This is a genomic window from Pseudomonas sp. 7SR1 (assembly GCF_900156465.1).
Classification (GTDB): domain Bacteria; phylum Pseudomonadota; class Gammaproteobacteria; order Pseudomonadales; family Pseudomonadaceae; genus Aquipseudomonas.
On sequence record NZ_LT707064.1, the window covers coordinates 3,425,001 to 3,442,018 of the forward strand.

General features: G+C 60.8%; 15 protein-coding genes, 2 rRNA genes and 1 pseudogene (1 of these 18 only partly in view). 8 read left to right on the top strand and 10 right to left on the bottom strand.

Features of this window, described 5'->3' with window-relative positions:
• Both BW992_RS15705 and rrf read left to right on the top strand, forming a co-directional pair.
• Positions 1–2,284: ribosomal RNA gene (locus BW992_RS15705) — 23S ribosomal RNA — on the top strand; it begins 608 nt to the left of the window's first position.
• A gap of 158 nt (positions 2,285–2,442) precedes the next feature.
• Positions 2,443–2,558: ribosomal RNA gene (gene rrf, locus BW992_RS15710) — 5S ribosomal RNA — on the top strand.
• Positions 2,559–2,672: 114 nt separating this feature from the next.
• On the opposite strand, the gene BW992_RS15715 is transcribed toward rrf, so the two are convergent.
• A complete protein-coding gene (locus tag BW992_RS15715; RefSeq protein WP_072430730.1) occupies positions 2,673–3,074 on the bottom strand; it encodes a lysozyme inhibitor LprI family protein in 402 nt (133 codons plus the stop codon).
• Positions 3,075–3,225: 151 nt separating this feature from the next.
• On the opposite strand from BW992_RS15715, the gene BW992_RS15720 reads away from it, so the two are divergent.
• Entirely contained in the window at positions 3,226–3,684 is a 459-nt protein-coding gene (locus BW992_RS15720) for an SRPBCC family protein (RefSeq protein ID WP_072430722.1), read from the top strand.
• 444 nt (positions 3,685–4,128) lie between these two features.
• On the opposite strand, the pseudogene BW992_RS27555 reads toward BW992_RS15720, so the two are convergent.
• Together BW992_RS27555 and BW992_RS15730 are read right to left on the bottom strand one after the other, a co-directional pair.
• Positions 4,129–4,308 (bottom strand): annotated as a pseudogene (locus tag BW992_RS27555) (hypothetical protein); the annotation flags it as partial.
• A 290-nt stretch (positions 4,309–4,598) separates the two neighbouring features.
• Complete coding sequence (locus tag BW992_RS15730) at positions 4,599–5,546, bottom strand: AraC family transcriptional regulator (RefSeq protein WP_072392043.1); 948 nt, start codon at positions 5,544–5,546, stop codon at positions 4,599–4,601.
• A 202-nt stretch (positions 5,547–5,748) separates the two neighbouring features.
• Between BW992_RS15730 and BW992_RS15735 the strand changes: the two genes are divergently transcribed.
• Both BW992_RS15735 and BW992_RS15740 read left to right on the top strand, forming a co-directional pair.
• Positions 5,749–6,486 carry an SDR family oxidoreductase gene (locus tag BW992_RS15735; RefSeq protein ID WP_072392046.1) on the top strand — a complete coding sequence of 246 codons (738 nt, stop codon included), beginning with the start codon at positions 5,749–5,751 and terminating at the stop codon, positions 6,484–6,486.
• Positions 6,487–6,514: 28 nt separating this feature from the next.
• Positions 6,515–6,772 carry an Atu4866 domain-containing protein gene (locus tag BW992_RS15740; RefSeq protein WP_072392049.1) on the top strand — a complete coding sequence of 86 codons (258 nt, stop codon included), beginning with the start codon at positions 6,515–6,517 and terminating at the stop codon, positions 6,770–6,772.
• Between the two features lie 73 nt (positions 6,773–6,845).
• Here the strand turns inward: BW992_RS15740 and inhA are convergent, their stop codons facing one another.
• A complete protein-coding gene (inhA, locus tag BW992_RS15745; RefSeq protein ID WP_076406533.1) occupies positions 6,846–7,532 on the bottom strand; it encodes an isonitrile hydratase in 687 nt (228 codons plus the stop codon).
• A gap of 98 nt (positions 7,533–7,630) precedes the next feature.
• On the opposite strand from inhA, the gene BW992_RS15750 reads away from it, so the two are divergent.
• A complete protein-coding gene (locus BW992_RS15750; protein ID WP_072392055.1) occupies positions 7,631–8,623 on the top strand; it encodes a GlxA family transcriptional regulator in 993 nt (330 codons plus the stop codon).
• Here BW992_RS15750 and BW992_RS15755 read toward each other — a convergent pair.
• Positions 8,592–9,494 (bottom strand): alpha/beta fold hydrolase, encoded by a 903-nt coding sequence (locus BW992_RS15755; protein WP_072392059.1) that lies wholly within the window; start codon positions 9,492–9,494, stop codon positions 8,592–8,594. The two genes, BW992_RS15750 and BW992_RS15755, sit on opposite strands and share 32 nt — an antisense overlap.
• An 18-nt stretch (positions 9,495–9,512) precedes the next feature.
• Entirely contained in the window at positions 9,513–9,890 is a 378-nt protein-coding gene (locus BW992_RS15760; RefSeq protein ID WP_076406535.1) for a hypothetical protein, read from the bottom strand.
• Positions 9,891–10,366: 476 nt separating this feature from the next.
• On the opposite strand from BW992_RS15760, the gene BW992_RS15765 reads away from it, so the two are divergent.
• On the top strand, positions 10,367–10,747 hold the full coding sequence (locus BW992_RS15765; RefSeq protein ID WP_072392065.1) for a DUF6124 family protein: 381 nt from the start codon (positions 10,367–10,369) through the stop codon (positions 10,745–10,747).
• An 86-nt stretch (positions 10,748–10,833) separates the two neighbouring features.
• Here BW992_RS15765 and BW992_RS15770 read toward each other — a convergent pair whose 3' ends face one another.
• The 4 genes from BW992_RS15770 to tam all read right to left on the bottom strand — a co-directional run bounded on the left by BW992_RS15770 (position 10,834) and on the right by tam (position 15,781).
• Entirely contained in the window at positions 10,834–12,657 is a 1,824-nt protein-coding gene (locus BW992_RS15770; protein ID WP_072392069.1) for a glycoside hydrolase family 15 protein, read from the bottom strand.
• Entirely contained in the window at positions 12,650–13,450 is an 801-nt protein-coding gene (locus BW992_RS15775) for an SDR family oxidoreductase (protein ID WP_072430716.1), read from the bottom strand. Before BW992_RS15775 ends, BW992_RS15770 begins: the two co-directional genes overlap by 8 nt.
• 268 nt (positions 13,451–13,718) lie before the next feature.
• A complete protein-coding gene (locus tag BW992_RS15780) occupies positions 13,719–14,852 on the bottom strand; it encodes a cupin-like domain-containing protein (protein WP_072392075.1) in 1,134 nt (377 codons plus the stop codon).
• A 158-nt stretch (positions 14,853–15,010) separates the two neighbouring features.
• Positions 15,011–15,781 carry a trans-aconitate 2-methyltransferase gene (tam, locus tag BW992_RS15785; RefSeq protein ID WP_072392078.1) on the bottom strand — a complete coding sequence of 257 codons (771 nt, stop codon included), beginning with the start codon at positions 15,779–15,781 and terminating at the stop codon, positions 15,011–15,013.
• Positions 15,782–16,060: 279 nt separating this feature from the next.
• On the opposite strand from tam, the gene BW992_RS15790 reads away from it, so the two are divergent.
• Entirely contained in the window at positions 16,061–16,795 is a 735-nt protein-coding gene (locus tag BW992_RS15790; RefSeq protein ID WP_072392081.1) for a thioesterase II family protein, read from the top strand.
• Positions 16,796–17,018 lie beyond the last annotated feature (223 nt).

The window sequence follows — 17,018 nt, forward strand, 5'->3', positions numbered from 1 at the left end:
GGGAGGCGTAGCGAAAGCGAGTCTTAATAGGGCGTCTAGTCGCTGGGAATAGACCCGAAACCGGGCGATCTATCCATGGGCAGGTTGAAGGTTAGGTAACACTGACTGGAGGACCGAACCGACTACCGTTGAAAAGTTAGCGGATGACCTGTGGATCGGAGTGAAAGGCTAATCAAGCTCGGAGATAGCTGGTTCTCCTCGAAAGCTATTTAGGTAGCGCCTCATGTATCACTGTAGGGGGTAGAGCACTGTTTCGGCTAGGGGGTCATCCCGACTTACCAAACCGATGCAAACTCCGAATACCTACAAGTGCCGAGCATGGGAGACACACGGCGGGTGCTAACGTCCGTCGTGAAAAGGGAAACAACCCAGACCGTCAGCTAAGGTCCCAAAGTTATGGTTAAGTGGGAAACGATGTGGGAAGGCTTAGACAGCTAGGAGGTTGGCTTAGAAGCAGCCACCCTTTAAAGAAAGCGTAATAGCTCACTAGTCGAGTCGGCCTGCGCGGAAGATGTAACGGGGCTCAAACCATACACCGAAGCTACGGGTATCACGTAAGTGATGCGGTAGAGGAGCGTTCTGTAAGCCTGTGAAGGTGAGTTGAGAAGCTTGCTGGAGGTATCAGAAGTGCGAATGCTGACATGAGTAACGACAATGGGTGTGAAAAACACCCACGCCGAAAGACCAAGGTTTCCTGCGCAACGTTAATCGACGCAGGGTTAGTCGGTCCCTAAGGCGAGGCTGAAAAGCGTAGTCGATGGAAAACAGGTTAATATTCCTGTACTTCTGGTTATTGCGATGGAGGGACGGAGAAGGCTAGGCCAGCTTGGCGTTGGTTGTCCAAGTTTAAGGTGGTAGGCTGAAATCTTAGGTAAATCCGGGGTTTCAAGGCCGAGAGCTGATGACGAGTTACCCTCTGGGTGACGAAGTGGTTGATGCCATGCTTCCAAGAAAAGCTTCTAAGCTTCAGATAACCAGGAACCGTACCCCAAACCGACACAGGTGGTTGGGTAGAGAATACCAAGGCGCTTGAGAGAACTCGGGTGAAGGAACTAGGCAAAATGGCACCGTAACTTCGGGAGAAGGTGCGCCGGTGAGGGTGAAGCACTTGCTGCGTAAGCCCACGCCGGTCGAAGATACCAGGCCGCTGCGACTGTTTATTAAAAACACAGCACTCTGCAAACACGAAAGTGGACGTATAGGGTGTGACGCCTGCCCGGTGCCGGAAGGTTAATTGATGGGGTTAGCTAACGCGAAGCTCTTGATCGAAGCCCCGGTAAACGGCGGCCGTAACTATAACGGTCCTAAGGTAGCGAAATTCCTTGTCGGGTAAGTTCCGACCTGCACGAATGGCGTAACGATGGCGGCGCTGTCTCCACCCGAGACTCAGTGAAATTGAAATCGCTGTGAAGATGCAGTGTATCCGCGGCTAGACGGAAAGACCCCGTGAACCTTTACTATAGCTTTGCACTGGACTTTGAATTTGCTTGTGTAGGATAGGTGGGAGGCTTTGAAGCGTGGACGCCAGTCTGCGTGGAGCCATCCTTGAAATACCACCCTGGCAACTTTGAGGTTCTAACTCAGGTCCGTTATCCGGATCGAGGACAGTGTATGGTGGGTAGTTTGACTGGGGCGGTCTCCTCCTAAAGAGTAACGGAGGAGTACGAAGGTGCGCTCAGACCGGTCGGAAATCGGTCGTAGAGTATAAAGGCAAAAGCGCGCTTGACTGCGAGACAGACACGTCGAGCAGGTACGAAAGTAGGTCTTAGTGATCCGGTGGTTCTGTATGGAAGGGCCATCGCTCAACGGATAAAAGGTACTCCGGGGATAACAGGCTGATACCGCCCAAGAGTTCATATCGACGGCGGTGTTTGGCACCTCGATGTCGGCTCATCACATCCTGGGGCTGAAGCCGGTCCCAAGGGTATGGCTGTTCGCCATTTAAAGTGGTACGCGAGCTGGGTTTAGAACGTCGTGAGACAGTTCGGTCCCTATCTGCCGTGGACGTTTGAGATTTGAGAGGGGCTGCTCCTAGTACGAGAGGACCGGAGTGGACGAACCTCTGGTGTTCCGGTTGTCACGCCAGTGGCATTGCCGGGTAGCTATGTTCGGAAAAGATAACCGCTGAAAGCATCTAAGCGGGAAACTTGCCTCAAGATGAGATCTCACTGGAGCCTTGAGCTCCCTGAAGGGCCGTCGAAGACTACGACGTTGATAGGCAGGGTGTGTAAGCGCTGTGAGGCGTTGAGCTAACCTGTACTAATTGCCCGTGAGGCTTGACCATATAACACCCAAGCAATCTGTCGACTCGACAGAGACCAGATTGCGGTGTTGTGAAGACGAAACGAACCGAAAGTTCGAACGTGCTGCAGGCAACACACAAACTATCGCATACCCATTCGCTGGAACGTGACCGTAAGGCACGCGCTGGCTACCGAATTTCTTGACGACCATAGAGCGTTGGAACCACCTGATCCCATCCCGAACTCAGAAGTGAAACGATGCATCGCCGATGGTAGTGTGGGGTTTCCCCATGTGAGAGTAGGTCATCGTCAAGATTAAATTCCGAAACCCCTATCTGCTGATGCAGGTAGGGGTTTTGTTTTTCTGGTCTGAATCACCTGTGCAGAAAAAGGATGCGCTGAAAGCTCATCCTTTTTGCATCAGGTCAGTCATGCCTCAGGCACGGGGCAGCTCAGATCACCTTCCTTGCATTTGAGGTAGGTCTTGAAGGTCTCGACGCGTGCTTTGGTCAAGGCGGTGACGCAATTGCCGTAAATGAGTGGATAAACACTGCCACCCTCGACCCCGGACGCTGAGAAATTGCATTCAGCATCACGGAAGCCGATCCAGGCCCGTTGTGCCTTGACCAGCAGTTGCTTGGCCCCTGGGTTGTCCTTCAGGCGTGCTGTGATTTGCTTGTACAGGCGATTCAGTTCGTCATCGGCGGCCTTCTTTTCCTGGGCCGCACATTGATTCATTTCACCTTGGGTCATGGCGTTGGTGCAATCATCGGCTTGGGCAACGCTGGCAAGAATCAGCGGTGCCAGGGCCAGCAGCAAGCGTGAGGACATGATCATCTCTCCTTGAAGGTAAAAAATGCCGGGGGAGTTTACCTCGCCCCAGGCGTTTTAACGCCGTCGCACTGTCAAACCGCAGACAGATACAACTTTCCGGTTGGCCTCGTGGTCTTACAGGCCTACTGTTGAACACAGGAGGTGACCCATGCATCTATCCGATCGCATCGAAAGAAAGATCCTGCTCAAGGTGCCGCGCTCCCAGGTTTGGCGGGCCCTGGCCAATGCCGAAACTTTCGGGCAGTGGTTTGGCGTAGCCCTGGAGGGCAAACGGTTTGTGGCAGGTGAGCGTACCCAAGGAAGGATCACTTATCCCGGTTATGAGCACCTTACCTGGGATGTGGCGGTGGAGCGGGTCGAGCCCGAGCGATTCTTCTCCTTTCGGTGGCACCCCTACGCCATTGAGCCCGAGGTCGATTACTCCCAAGAACCCGAAACGCGTGTTCAATTCGAGCTGGAGGATATGGACGGTGGAACCTTGCTGAAGGTGGTGGAGTCGGGGTTCAGTGGTATCCCCGAAGCTCGTCGACTCAAGGCTTTTCGCATGGACAGCCGTGGCTGGGACGAACAAATGGCCAATATCGAAGAGTTTCTGGCCAATACCTGAGTTACCTAAGGGTTTACGGAAGGTGGCTATGGCGAATGTCCTACACGAGATGGTAGTTATGTCGTCTGTTTCGTTTTGGATCCGACGCGTAATCTGTACTCATCCACTGAAGCACAGGGAGTGCTCAGGATCAGGGACGATCGACCATGCCAGGATGGCTATCGACAGGGAGTCGTAATGGTCTTGGAAAAAACCCGCCTAGGCGGGTTTTTTTTGCCCATAAAAAACTGTGCTGAGCGGTATAGCGAAAGGCTTACACATCGGTGCTACTTTCTCGTCTTTTGCCAAATCAGCGATGGGCCTAATCTGTGTCCATCCACTGAGTACAGGGAGTGCTTGGGGTCATGGATGATGGGACCAGGCATGGAATGCCAGACAAGGAGTCAAATTGGTCCTCAAAAACCCGCTTCGGCGGGTTTTTTTTGCCTGAGTAAAAGTGGCCCATCATGCCAGGCGCTGACCCATGGTCCGATCCGCGCCATCAGCGGCGAGGGCCTGGCCGCCGGGAGTCCGATCTGCGCCATCAGCGGCGAGGGCCTGGCCGCCGGAAGTCCGATCCGCGCCATCAGCGGCGAGGGCCTGGCCACCAGGGGTCCGCTCCGCGCCATCAGCGGCCATCGTCTGTTGGTAATCCGAGGCCTGGGTGAAGAAACGGTCTTCTTGCTGGCTCGGCAGGGCAAAGGCACTGGCGCTCAGGGCGAAGGTAGTAGCGGCGATCAGGGTGTTGAAAGTTTTCATGGTAAGACTCCGGTCATATCAAAGGTTGAGTGCCGGGTCGTTCAGATATCGTGATCTGCTGAACCCGTTGCAGCGTGACGGTTGTCTTGCTGCATGGGTTCAGATTAGGGGCGCGATGGGTGCGGTCGTTAGACGAATACTGCCCCGGTTTTGCCTGATCCTGTTTGTGTGCAGGATCAGGCAGTGTTGGCTTGCAGCGCCTGGGCACGTAGACGGGCGATGTCCTTGCTCGGAGATGCGCCGAATAGACGGCTGTATTCGCGGCTGAACTGCGAAGGGCTTTCGTAACCCATCTTGTAGCCGATTGACGAAACATCGCTGTTCTCGGAAAGCAGTAACCGTCGGGCTTCCTGCAGGCGCAGCTGCTTTTGATACTGCAATGGACTCATGGCGGTCACGGCCTTGAATCGGTGATGCAACGCAGAAGGGCTGAGGTTGATCATCTGTGCAAGGCTGTCGATGCTCAGCGGCTCGGCATAATGGGTATTGAGCCACTCGATAGCGCGGCTGATGCGGTGGGCCTGGGTGTCTGGAATGGCAATTTCATGCAAGCGCTGGCCTTGGGCACCACGCAGCAGACGGTAGAAGATCTCCTGCTGGGCCAGAGGAGCCAGGGTGGCGATGTCGTCCGGGCTCTCCAGCAGTCGCAACAGTCGCAATACGGCATCGAGCAGCGGCGCGTCGATGCGGTCCAGGAACAATCCACGCCCGCTCCGTTGGGCCGGTACGCCGATGGGGCTGGCGTCGGCGATCAGGCGGCAGATCTGTGCCGGATCGATGTCCAGGCGAATGCACATATAAGGTCGCTCGGGGCTGGCTTCGATGACCTGGCCGGCCAGTGGCAGCGTGACCGAGACCACCAGGTAATTGAGCGGGTCATATACGTAGCATTCATCCGCCAGCCGTACTTCCTTGCGTCCTTCGATGATCACGCAAAGGCCCGGCTTGTGCACGAGATGCAGGGCATCGGTCGGCTGGTCGCTACGAATCAGGTGCAAGGGTTCGATGGCCGTGGGGAAGACCCCATTTTCCGGTGCGTAACGTTTCATCAGCTCCGCCAGCTCTGCGCGGCGCTGGTTGACGCCGTCGTCTGGCGCAATCTGTATGGAGGTGGATACCGACATGCCGATCAATCTCCCTGGCCAAATGAATGGATCGCGCTAGTAAAGCCGATTGCGCGGCCGGCGACCAGAGTCGGTTTTATCGCTACAGGATCGTGCAAGTGCGCAGGAGGATCCGGCTAACCCTGAGATCGACTGCTTCCCTAATCTGGACCTGTCGAAACGCTCCCACCGGGGGCCAACACATCCAGACGAGGAAACCATCATGTCCGATATCCAGAACAAAGTAGTGGTGATCACAGGTGCCAGCAGCGGGATTGGTGAAGCCGCGGCACGTCTGCTGGCGGCACGAGGCGCCCGCGTAGTACTCGGTGCACGTCGCGTCGACCGTTTGCAGGCGCTGGTCCAGGAGCTCGAAACAAAAGGCCAGCAGGCCGTCTGCAAAGCGGTGGACGTGACCCGCCGCGACGATGTCCAGGATTTGATTGACTTCGCGGTCGAGCGTTTCGGCCGGGTCGACGTGATCATCAACAACGCCGGAGTCATGCCGCTCTCCAAGCTCGAGGCGCTGAAAGTCGAGGAATGGGATCGCATGATCGATGTCAACATCCGTGGCGTGCTCCATGGCATCGCGGCCGGCTTGCCCTTGATGCAGCGTCAGCGCAGCGGCCAGTTCATCAACATCGCATCCATCGGGGCCTACACCGTCAGCCCGACCGCCGCGGTGTATTGCGCCACCAAGTTTGCCGTGCGGGCCATTTCCGAGGGGCTGCGGCAGGAGGTCGGCGGTGATGTGCGAGTCACGGTCATTTCCCCTGGCGTGACCGAGTCGGAATTGGCCGAGAGCATTTCCGATGAAGGTGGACGTGCCGAGATGCGCGAGTTCCGCAGGATCGCGATCCCCGCCGAGGCGATTGCCCGGGCGATCGCCTACGCCATCGAGCAACCGGCGGATGTGGACGTCAGCGAGCTGGTGGTGCGGCCAACCGCCAGTCCGTTCTGAACCGACTCGACCGACAGGAGACGTTCCTATGAGAAAGGCATTTGGAGACCAGGACAAGTTCGTCGGCCTGTGGGTGACGGCCGATGGCGTGATCCGCCATCGGCTGCTGCCGGGGGGGCGTTATGACGAAGCACGCGGTACACGTGAAAGCGCCTATCAAGGCGACTACTGGCTGCAGGGCGACCACATCGAATATCACGACGACACCGGTTTCACCGCCGATGGGGATTTTCGCGAAGGTGTGCTCTATCACGCGGGTATGGTCCTGTATCGCCAGGAAGAATGACGTACTCGTTGAAACCGGCGGCGAGCGGGATACCCCCCTCGCCGCCGGTCTCATGCCGACTGGGGATTGACCGTCAAGCCACCGTCATTCGCGCCGCGGCACGTTGGGTGATCTGCGAGCGCACCCGGAACGACTCCGCCGCGCGCCGATTGGCCTCTTCCAGCACTTGCGCGGGTGCGGTGTCCGGGTGGCCAGCGTCGAACGGTGGGGCAGGGGCGTATTCGAGTTGAAGCTGGACCAGCTCGGCGGTGTCCTGGTCGAACAGCTCGGCCGCCAGAGTCAAGGCAAAGTCGATCCCGGCGGTAATGCCACCGCCGGTGATGAGCTTGTCGTCTCGTACCACGCGCTCCTTGATCGGGATCGCACCCAGGGGCGACAGCAAGCTGTGGTAGGCCCAGTGGGTGGTAGCCCGCTTCCCTCGCAGCAGTCCCGCCGCACCCAGCACCAGTGCGCCGGTGCACACCGAGGTGATGTACTGCGCTTGGCTGGCCTGGCGCTTGATGAAGGCCAGCGTCTGTTCGTCTTCCATCAACGGGCCGACACCACTGCCACCAGGGACACAGATGACGTCCAGCTTCGGGCAGTCCTCGAACGTGGTGGTGGGCGACAGTACCAGCCCGGTGCTGGAGGTGACAGGCCCCAGGTCTTTCCAGATCAGATGCACTTTCACATCCGGCAACGAGGCCAGCACGTCATAAGGGCCGGTCAGGTCCAGTTGCTGGACTTGGGGGAACAACAGCAAGCCGATCTGCAGTGTCATGTCGCTTTCTCCTTGTCAGGGTGCCCGGGGGTGGACGGTTCTACTTTAGGTCCGTAGGCTCTGGCGTATACGCCAATCACCCCACGAATTACGCCAATATGTCCCATTCACCGAAAACCGTTCATGTACTGGCCTTCGCCAATGTGCAGGTGCTGGATGTCACCGGGCCCTTGCAAGTGTTCGCCTCGGCCAACGACCTGGCCCGCCAGCGTGGCTTGCCGTTGCCGTATGCGCCGACGGTGGTGGCGGCCGGTGGCGGGGCGGTGGTGTCGTCGGCGGGCCTGGCGTTGCTGGCCGAGCCGTTGCCCGATGAGGGCAGCGACACCCTGCTTATCGCGGGTGGCTGGGGCGTGTACGAGGCGGCGAAGGACCCTGCGCTGGTGGCCTGGGTCAAGAATCATGGCCTGCGTTCGCGGCGGGTGGCGTCGGTATGCACCGGCGCGTTCCTGCTGGCTGCCAGCGGCTGGCTGGACGGCCGGCGGGTGGTCACGCACTGGACACGCTGCGAGCAGTTGGCCGAGCAGCATCCGAAATTGCGGGTCGAACCCAACCCGATTTTCATCAACGACGGTCCGGTCTGGACCTCGGCGGGGGTCACGGCTGGCATCGATCTGGCCCTGGCGCTCGTGGAGGACGACCTGGGACGTGCCGTGGCCCTGGAGGTCGCCCGGCAACTGGTGGTGTTTCTCAAGCGGCCGGGTGGGCAGTCGCAGTTCAGCGTGACCTTGTCGCTACAGAACCAGGGTGGTCGTTTCGATGAATTGCATGCCTGGATCGCCGAAAACCTTTCCTGCGACCTTGGCCTGCCCAACCTGGCCGCTCAGGCAGGCATGAGCGAACGCAGCTTCGTGCGTCACTATCGCGCCGAGACTGGCCAGACACCGGCGCGGGCGGTGGAGCTGATCCGCGTGGAGACCGCCCGCCGGCTACTGGCCGACACCGTCGTGCCGATCAAGCGGGTGGCGGCGCAATGCGGCTTTGGCAGCGAGGAAACCCTGCGACGCGGTTTCCTGCGGGCCATGGGCGTGACGCCCCAGGCGTACCGCGAGCGTTTCGCGGTCAGCCTTCAAGCAGATCCAGCAGCGCCTTGACAGTGGCTTCGGGTGCTTCCTGGGGAATGTTGTGGCCAACGCCGGCCAGCACTCGGCGTTCATAGAAACCGGTGAAGTGTCCGGCGTCCTCGTCCAGCTCGGGGGCCGGGCCCACGCCGTCGTCGGCACCGCACAGGGAAATGCTCGGCACGCGGATGGCCGGTTGCGCCGCCAGCTGTTCCTCGATCCCTTCCAGGGTCGGATCCCCCGGTGCATACATGAAACGATGCCGATAGGAATGGATCACCACGTCGACGAAGTCCGGGTTGTCGAAGGACGGTGCGCTCAGCGGGTACAGCTCGGCGCCGCGCTTCCAGGTTGGCGACCACAGGCGCCAGAGCAACGCGCACAGTTCACGTCGATTCTGCGTCAGGCCTTCGACGCCGCGGGGCGTGTGGAAGTAGTACTGGTACCACAGGCGATGTTCGGTGGCCGGGTCCAGCGGCTGGGTCGATCTAGGGATGTCCTGCAGATTGTAGCCGTCCCCGGTGACCAGGCAGCGCACACGCTCGGGCCACAACGCCGCCACGATACATGCCGCCCGGCCGCCCCAGTCGTAGCCGCACAGTGCCGCTTGGGGAATATGGAGCACGTGCATCAGGTCCAGCAGGTCCTGGGCCAGCGCCGCTTGCTGGCCGGAACGGATGATGGCGGGGTTGTTGAACCGGGTCGGGCCGTAGCCGCGCAGATAGGGCACGATGACCCGGTAACCGCGACCGGCGAGCACCGGGGCGACTTCATCGAAGGCCCTGGGGTCGTAGGGAAAACCGTGCAACAGGATCACCGGCTCCCCAGTGGCTGGGCCATGCTCTTCATAGGCGATGCGCAACAGCGGCGTCACCGCGAAATCGACCTTGGGTTCCTGGTGCATGGTGGCCTCCGGTTGTGTTCAGGCGGGCTCCTGATTCACATATTTGGCCCGATCCGGCGTGAACGTCACGTTCATCTTCGTGCTGGAGCAGGTCAGGGTGCGTTCCTGGGACAGGTCGATGTCCAGGTCTTCACCGCGCAGCCCTTGCCATTGGGCGAGGTATTTGAGGCAGCCGAATTTTTCGTTCTTCTTCAAGCTGCGGCTGACCCCGCCTTTCCAGCCCAGCACCGGCAACTCACCGGCCAGGCAACGTTGCGCCAGTTCCGGAAACTTCGACGCGCGGTCGCGGCCGATTTCCCAGCACTTGATCAAGCCCCGGTCATGGCTTCCCCAGAGATCCTCCCGGGTCAGGCCTGTTCGGAGTGGGGTCGTGATGGGGCGTTTGATATGAGTCATGTCAGGTCCTTGAGTCGGGCTTTTATCGGGCAGCTCCGCTGCACCCGTGAGTGCATCGATCTTAGGAGGGGTTTTCCGGGCTGGCAACTTCTAACGGGCAGTGGCGATAAATGGGAAAGTGGCGGTGATCGCTTTTGTGGCGAGGGGATTTATCCCCTCGCCACAATGGTGTGGTGTTCCTACAAAAAAATAGGTGAACCGGAATTTTCTGACGAGTCGCGGCGGTTGTCGGTTCGGAAGAGGCGGGGATAGGCTTTATCGGTCGCTGCAAAATCAGCGACCGGGCTTGGTCGCCCGGGTTTAGAATGGCGCACAATGCCGCGCGAGCGGCTGCCTGCTTTATGGCCGGCTGTGCGTGGGAGGGCTTCGGGCCCTGCCGGGTTTCCATTCCCTGGTCGACCAACCTGCGCACAGTTCGCCACCCCTCTGCTTGGTCGCGGAATGGCGAACTCCACTTTTGAATGGAGCTTTATGTCATGGTCAAGATCACCCCCAACCCCCCACGCGCCGAAAACCTCTCTTCCTACACCACCCTCGATTCAAGAAAACTCCGCGAAGCGGCCGACCGGGCGCTGAATATCCATCTGTCCACCCCGACGCCAGCCAAGCCCGACACCCAGGACGGCCGCGTCTTTTCGGTGGTTCCAGGCATCAACACCGAATCGGTCCTGACCAGCCTCAGCGAAACCCTGGCCTCGGCCAATGCCATGGTCAGCGACCTGGCGTTCGAGCTGGAGGGCTCTCGGCGGCATGTGGCGCTGGGCATTCAGCAATTGATCGAACTGGGTGCATTGCTGGCCGACCGAGCGCTGGATGACATCGAATTGGCTGAGCCAACAAGCCAGTTGGCGCCGTAGTCTTGTGACAAAGGGGCTTGATCTGTGGCGAGGGGATGAATCCCCTCGCCACAGTGTGTTCACTTTGAAAGTGCTGGCGACCTCGCTCACGGCTGCCAGTGGTGCTTCTCGCCGCTCAACTGGCGATCCAGGAAACTGGCCGCGCTGATCAGCGCCAGGTGGCTCAGGGCCTGGGGTGTGTTGCCCAGGTGATAGCCATGGCTGTCGAACTCCTCGGCGTACAGCCCCAGCGGGTTGGCGTAGCGCAGCAGTTGTTCGAATTCCAGCTGGGCTTTTTCCAGGCGGCCGGCGCGGGCCAGGCATTCGACGTACCAGAACGAGCACGCGACGAATGAACCTTCGCTGCCGCTGAGACCGTCGATCGGCTGGTCGTCGTTGCGGTAGCGATACACCATGCCATCGCGCACCAGGTGTTTTTCGATGGCGTCCAGGGTGGCGAGCCAGCGCGGATCGCGGGCGCTGACGAAACGCACCAGTGGCATCAGCAGCATTGAACCATCGACCGCCGTGCTGCCCAGGCGCTGGACGAAATGCTGGCGTTCGTCGTCCCAGAAATGCGTCCAGATGTCCTGGTAGATGGCTTGGCGAGTCTCGTCCCAGCGGCTGAACGGCGCAGGCAGGGAACGCTTGACCGCCAGGCGGATGCCGCGGTCGACGGCCACCCAGCACATCAGCCGCGAGTGCAGGAAATGCTGCTTGTCGCCGCGCATCTCCCAGATGCCTACGTCCTTTTCCTGCCAGATGCTGCACACCTGGTCGATCACGTCGACGGTGTGTTTCCAACCTTCATGGGAAATGGCCTCGCCGTATTTGTTGACCAGGTACACCGCATCCATCAGCTCGCCAAAGATATCCAATTGCACTTGCTGGTAGGCGAGGTTGCCAATGCGCACCGGTTGCGCCTGGCCGAAGCCGCTCAGCTGCGGCAGTTCACTTTCCGGCAGTTCCTGCCGGCCGTCGAGGCCGTAGAGGATGTTGAGTTTGGTCGGCTGCTCGCAGCAGTCGCTGACCCGGTTTCGCAGGAAACGCATGTAGGCATTGGCTTCTTCGACGAAGCCCAGGCGCATGAACGCATAGACCGTGAACGAGGCGTCGCGGATCCAGGTGTAACGGTAATCCCAATTGCGCTCGCCGCCCCGGCTTTCCGGCAGCCCGAAAGTGGCGGCGGCCAGGATGGCGCCATGTTTGCGCGAGGTCAGCAACTTGAGGGTGAGGGCCGAGCGGTTGACCATCTCCCGCCAGCGCCCTCGATAGTTGGATTGGCCGATCCAGCTGCGCCAGAACGCCAGGGTCCGTTCCAGGCACAGTGCGCTGACGTCGTCGGTGAGCCTGGGGTCGTCGATGCCCCCCAGCAGGAATTCGGCGCTCTGGCCTTCCTGCAGGGTGAACCCGGCCACCGCTGCGTTGCCATCCAGGGCCATGGCCTGGTCCGAACACAGGCGCAGGCTCGGTTGTCCCGGCGCCTCGAAACAGATATGGGGGCCGTCCTGGCGTGCCTCGGTGGCGGCCCGGGCATAGTCGTGGCGCACCGCGCAGCGCATGCGAAACGTCGCGCGGCCCACCGCCATATGGACCTTGCGCATCAGCACCGGCAGATCGTCTTCGCTGTCTGCGATGGGCAGCACGTCGGTGATCTCCACCACCACGCCGTCGCTCAGCCAACGGGTCTGCAGCACATTGGTGTCGGGCAGGTAGATCTGTTGTCGACGCGCCTGGGGCAGGTCTGGAGCGAGCTGGAAGATGCCGGCCTGGGGCGTGTCCAGCAGCGAGCAGAAGATCGACGGGCTGTCGAATTCCGGCCAACAGAAAAAATCGACGCTGCCTCGGTCATTGACCAGCGCGGCGGTGCGCATGTCGCCGATGATGCCGTGATTCTCGATGGGGCTCTGGGGTTCGTCATGCTCAGCCATTGTCACGGAACCCCGGATAAAGGCTCATCCCGCCATCGATGAACAATGTGGTACCCACCACGTAATCGGACAGGTCCGACGCCAGCCAGACCACCGCGTTGGCCACGTCGTCCACTTCGCCGACGCGTCCATAGGGAATCAGCTCCAGCAGCCTTTGCTCCTGTTCACCCTCGGTGGCTTCACGGTTGATGGCCGTGCGGATGGCGCCGGGAGCAATGCCGTTGATGCGGATGCGCTGGTGGCTGGTTTCCTGGGCCAGGGTCTGCATCAATTGATCGATGCCGCCCTTGGAGGCTGCGTAATTGACGTGCCCGGCCCAGGGGATGCGCTGATGCACCGAACTCATGTGGATAATCTTGCCGGCGGCGCGGGATACGCCCTGGCGAATGCCCTGGCGGTTGAAAATCCTCAGGGCGGCGCGGGCGCAGAGGAACTGGCCGGTGAGGTTGACACCGATCACGGTGTTCCAGTCCTCAAGGCTCATGTCGACGGCGGCGGCATCTTTCTGCAGGCCGGAATTGGCGACCAGGATGTCCAGGGCACCGAACGTCTCCAGGGCCTGGGCGAACAGCCGTTCGACCTGGTCCTCTTTCGCCACGTCGGCGCCGAGGGCGATGGCACGACCGCCGCTGTCGTTGATTTCCTCGGCCAGTTCCCTGGCCGGTCCCGCACTGGAATGATAATTGAGCACCACGGCGGCACCGGCCGCCGCCAAGGCCCTGGCCGAACCTGCGCCGATGCCGGAGCTGGCGCCGGTGACGAGGGCGACTTGTCGGGCGAGAGATATCTGCATGGTCTAGCACCTTGAAGTGAGGGCCTTACCTGCTGACTGACGGGAGGAGTGCAGAGTTCACTTGGGTGAAGCGATCTTCACGATGACGTGAAACACTGATGAACGGAAGAATGGGTGGCGAGGGGATCTATTCCCGCTGGGCTTGCGAAGCGGCCCTAAAACCAGCCAACTCGGTGTATCAGCAAGAGTCGGATTGGAGATCCTGGGGCTGCTAGGCAGCCCAACGGGGATAAATCCCCTCGCCACAGGACGGTGTTCAACTTCGGCCTTACCAGCCCCTTCCGGAGTTCACCCAGAAGTTCACCGACAGTGAGGTAGACACCGACTCCACCTGGTGGAACCAGCCCTCGGGCAGGAACAGCAGGTCCCCGGCCTCCAGGGTGATCCGCATGAACGTCACGTCCCGGGCGGCGGGAAAACGTTGGTAGTCTGGCGCATCCGGGTTGAAGTCACAGCCGTCCAGGCCGCCCTGGGGAGCCGTCGACCAGGTGCCCAGGGCCTCGCGATGGTGGGGGGCGGCGAGGATGAAGCGCTTGCGACCCCAGACCTGGGCGAACAGGTTGTCGGTGTCGTCCCGGTGCAGGGGCGTCAGGGTGCCCTTGGGGCCGATCCAGATGCGCGGCGGGATGAACAGCGACGAATCGAAGTAGGGCGGGTACTTGATCTGCTCCATCAGTTGCGCCGGCAGGATGTTGTTGCCCATGTAGGCCGGCGGTTCGCCGTCGGCGCTCCTGGGGGCCGGGTTGTCCAGGGAGGCAATGAAATCGGCCATGGAGGTGGAGCGAAAGTCCCGTTCGGTGGAAAAGGTTTTCTTCACGTAGTCGCCGTGGCGGGTGATGCCTTGCAGCTCGGCGAAGTGCACCAGGGACTCTTCGCGGCTGAGCTTGAACAGCGGCCAGTCCCGCAACGCATCGCTGATGACCACCGGGATGCCGTGGGGCAGGTAGCGCGACTGGAACTCCTGCACCGACAGATCGCTGCGCGGGCGCCGCTCCACGGTGCGTTGGGTGGGCAGGCTGGCGGTGAGTTTTTCGCTGAAGCGCGGTGGGGTGGGGTAGCGCTTGTTCATGTCGACTTTTTCTACCACGCCACCCCCATGCCGGGCATGGTCGATGATCTGCGGCAGCAGGGTCGCCAGGCCCATGTTGCCGCCGATCTTCAGGCGGCCGCTGGCGAACAGCTCCTCGACATTGGCCATGCCGGCCATGATCCCGAGGAAGTCTTTTTCCGCGACCTCGATGGTCACGTCGGGACTGGCGTGGTGGCCGGCCTGGGTGCGACTGCTGGCCTTGACCTCGGACCAGTACGCCTGATGAGGCCCGAACACGAATTGGAAAACGCCTTCGATACCAACGGCGCCGGCATTGGCGAACAGTTTGCCCAGGATGGTTTGCAGGTCCACGGCGGTCACTCTTGTGGGTTTTGGTCTTGGCAGGTAACGAGGGGCCGGAACAGAAATTTAGCCCCTCACCGCCGACCAGCGCCCAGGGCTTTGTACTTTTCGTACAAGCCCTGGTGGCCCGTATGGTTCATTTGTCTGCGGGAATCAGCCACACGGTTTTAACGCGTGGCAACCATGAACACCCGGGGGAACGGCAGCAGCACCGTGCCATCTTCCAGGGCGGGGTAGGCCTGTTCGATCGCCTTCAGGTATTGCTCCAGGTATCGGGCGCGCTGGGCTTCGTCCAGGGGATCGAGAAACGGCCGCAAGCCACTGCCCTTGAACCATTCCACCACCCCGGCGGCACCGCCGGCCAACGGATGGTGGTAGGTGGTGCGCCACACATCGACACGGGCGCAGTGGGGCTTGAGGATCGAGTAGTAGGTGCTGGCGTCTTCCACCTCGGTACGGGTATCGGCCGCCCCGGCCAGTTGGCTGGCCCAGGGGCCGCTGGCGGCGATTTCGCGCATCAGGCGGTGGGATGGCTGGTGCAGGGTATCGGGCATCTGGACCGCCAGGCTGCCTCCGGGCGCCAGTTTGTCCACCAGCGCGGGGAGCAGGCGGGCATGGTCGGGCAGCCATTGCAGCACGGCATTGGCGAAGATCACGTCGAACGGCCCGGGCTCCTGCCATTGACCGATGTCCGCCACTTCGAACGCCACGTCGGGCAAGCGTTGGCGAGCGGCGGCGATCATGTCGGCGGAACTGTCCAGGCCCCGCACCGTCGCGCCGTCGAACTGCTGCACCAGCAGTTCGGTGGAATTGCCGGGGCCGCATCCCAGGTCGATCACCGAGCGGGGCGCCATGCTCGCGATGGCGGCCAGCAGGTCTCGGGCCGGACGGGTGCGTTCCTGTTCGAAGGTGACATATTGCTTGGCGGACCAGCTCATGACGGGCTCCTTTTCGGTGGGCCAGGCTCTGTACGAAAGTTTTGAGACGAGGTCAGGCAAGGCGAAAGCAGCCGGGCAAGCGCAGAATGCATGAGCATTGCGAGGTTGTTCTCAACGCAGCCTGAACGAGTATCAAGGCTTTTCGTACAGAGCCTGGACAGGATGCCCGCCAGTATAAGGGCAGCCGATAGTAAGATGGCGCGTCGACGGTGCATTCGACTAATTCATTGCCTTGCCACTTCGTTATCTTCCATACACCACCGCTCGGAGAAAACCGCTGTGACCCAACTGACCTTGCTGTGCCTGCCTTACTCGGGCGCCAGCGCGATGGTTTACAACCGCTGGCGACGCAAGTTGCCCCAGTGGCTGCAGGTGCGGCCGGTGGAGCTGCCGGGGCGCGGGGCGCGTTTCGACGAGCCGTTGCACACCGACATGGGCCCGTTGGCGCTGCAACTGGCGCGGGAACTGCTGCCGACGCTCCAGGCGCCCTACGCCTTGTTCGGTCACAGCCTGGGGGCGCTGCTGGCTTGTGAAATCGCCCACGCCTTGCGTGAGCTGGGCTGCGCCGAGCCGGTGGCGCTGTTTGCCTCGGGCACTGCCGCGCCAACGATGCGGGCCGATTACGATCGTGGTTTCGCCGAGCCGAAAACCGATGCCGAGCTGATCGAGCAACTGCGCACCCTCAACGGCACCAGCGAAGAGGTGTTGGCCAACGAAGAGCTGATGGCGCTGACGTTGCCGGTCCTGCGCGCGGACTTCCTCATGTGCGGGCATTTCCAGCCCAGGATCCGGCCGCCCCTCAACTGCCCGGTGCATGTGCTGGGAGGCACCACGGACAAAGCCAATACCGAACAACTGATCGGCTGGCGCCGGGAAACCTCGGGCAGTTTTTCGGTGGACATGCTGGCCGGCGGTCACTTCTTCATCCACGAACACGAGGCCCGGGTGCTGCGGCTGATCAAGGATCAGTTGAGCGTGCATCACCGGCGCCATGGCCTGGCGATCAGCGCCTGACGCGCTGATGCACCCATAACCTGCTGTGTGGCGAGGGGATTTTCCCGCGGGGCTGCGCAGGCCCGCAGGAATCAATCCCCTCGCCACACTGTGGGCGGTCTATTGCACGTCGGGATGCTCTTCCTGACACAAATTCTCAAACGCTAATTTTTCCGGTCTGCATTCGTTTTATAGGGACGACTTGCCTTTGTGCCTTGTGCCCACTGATTCCGGATACCCAGAA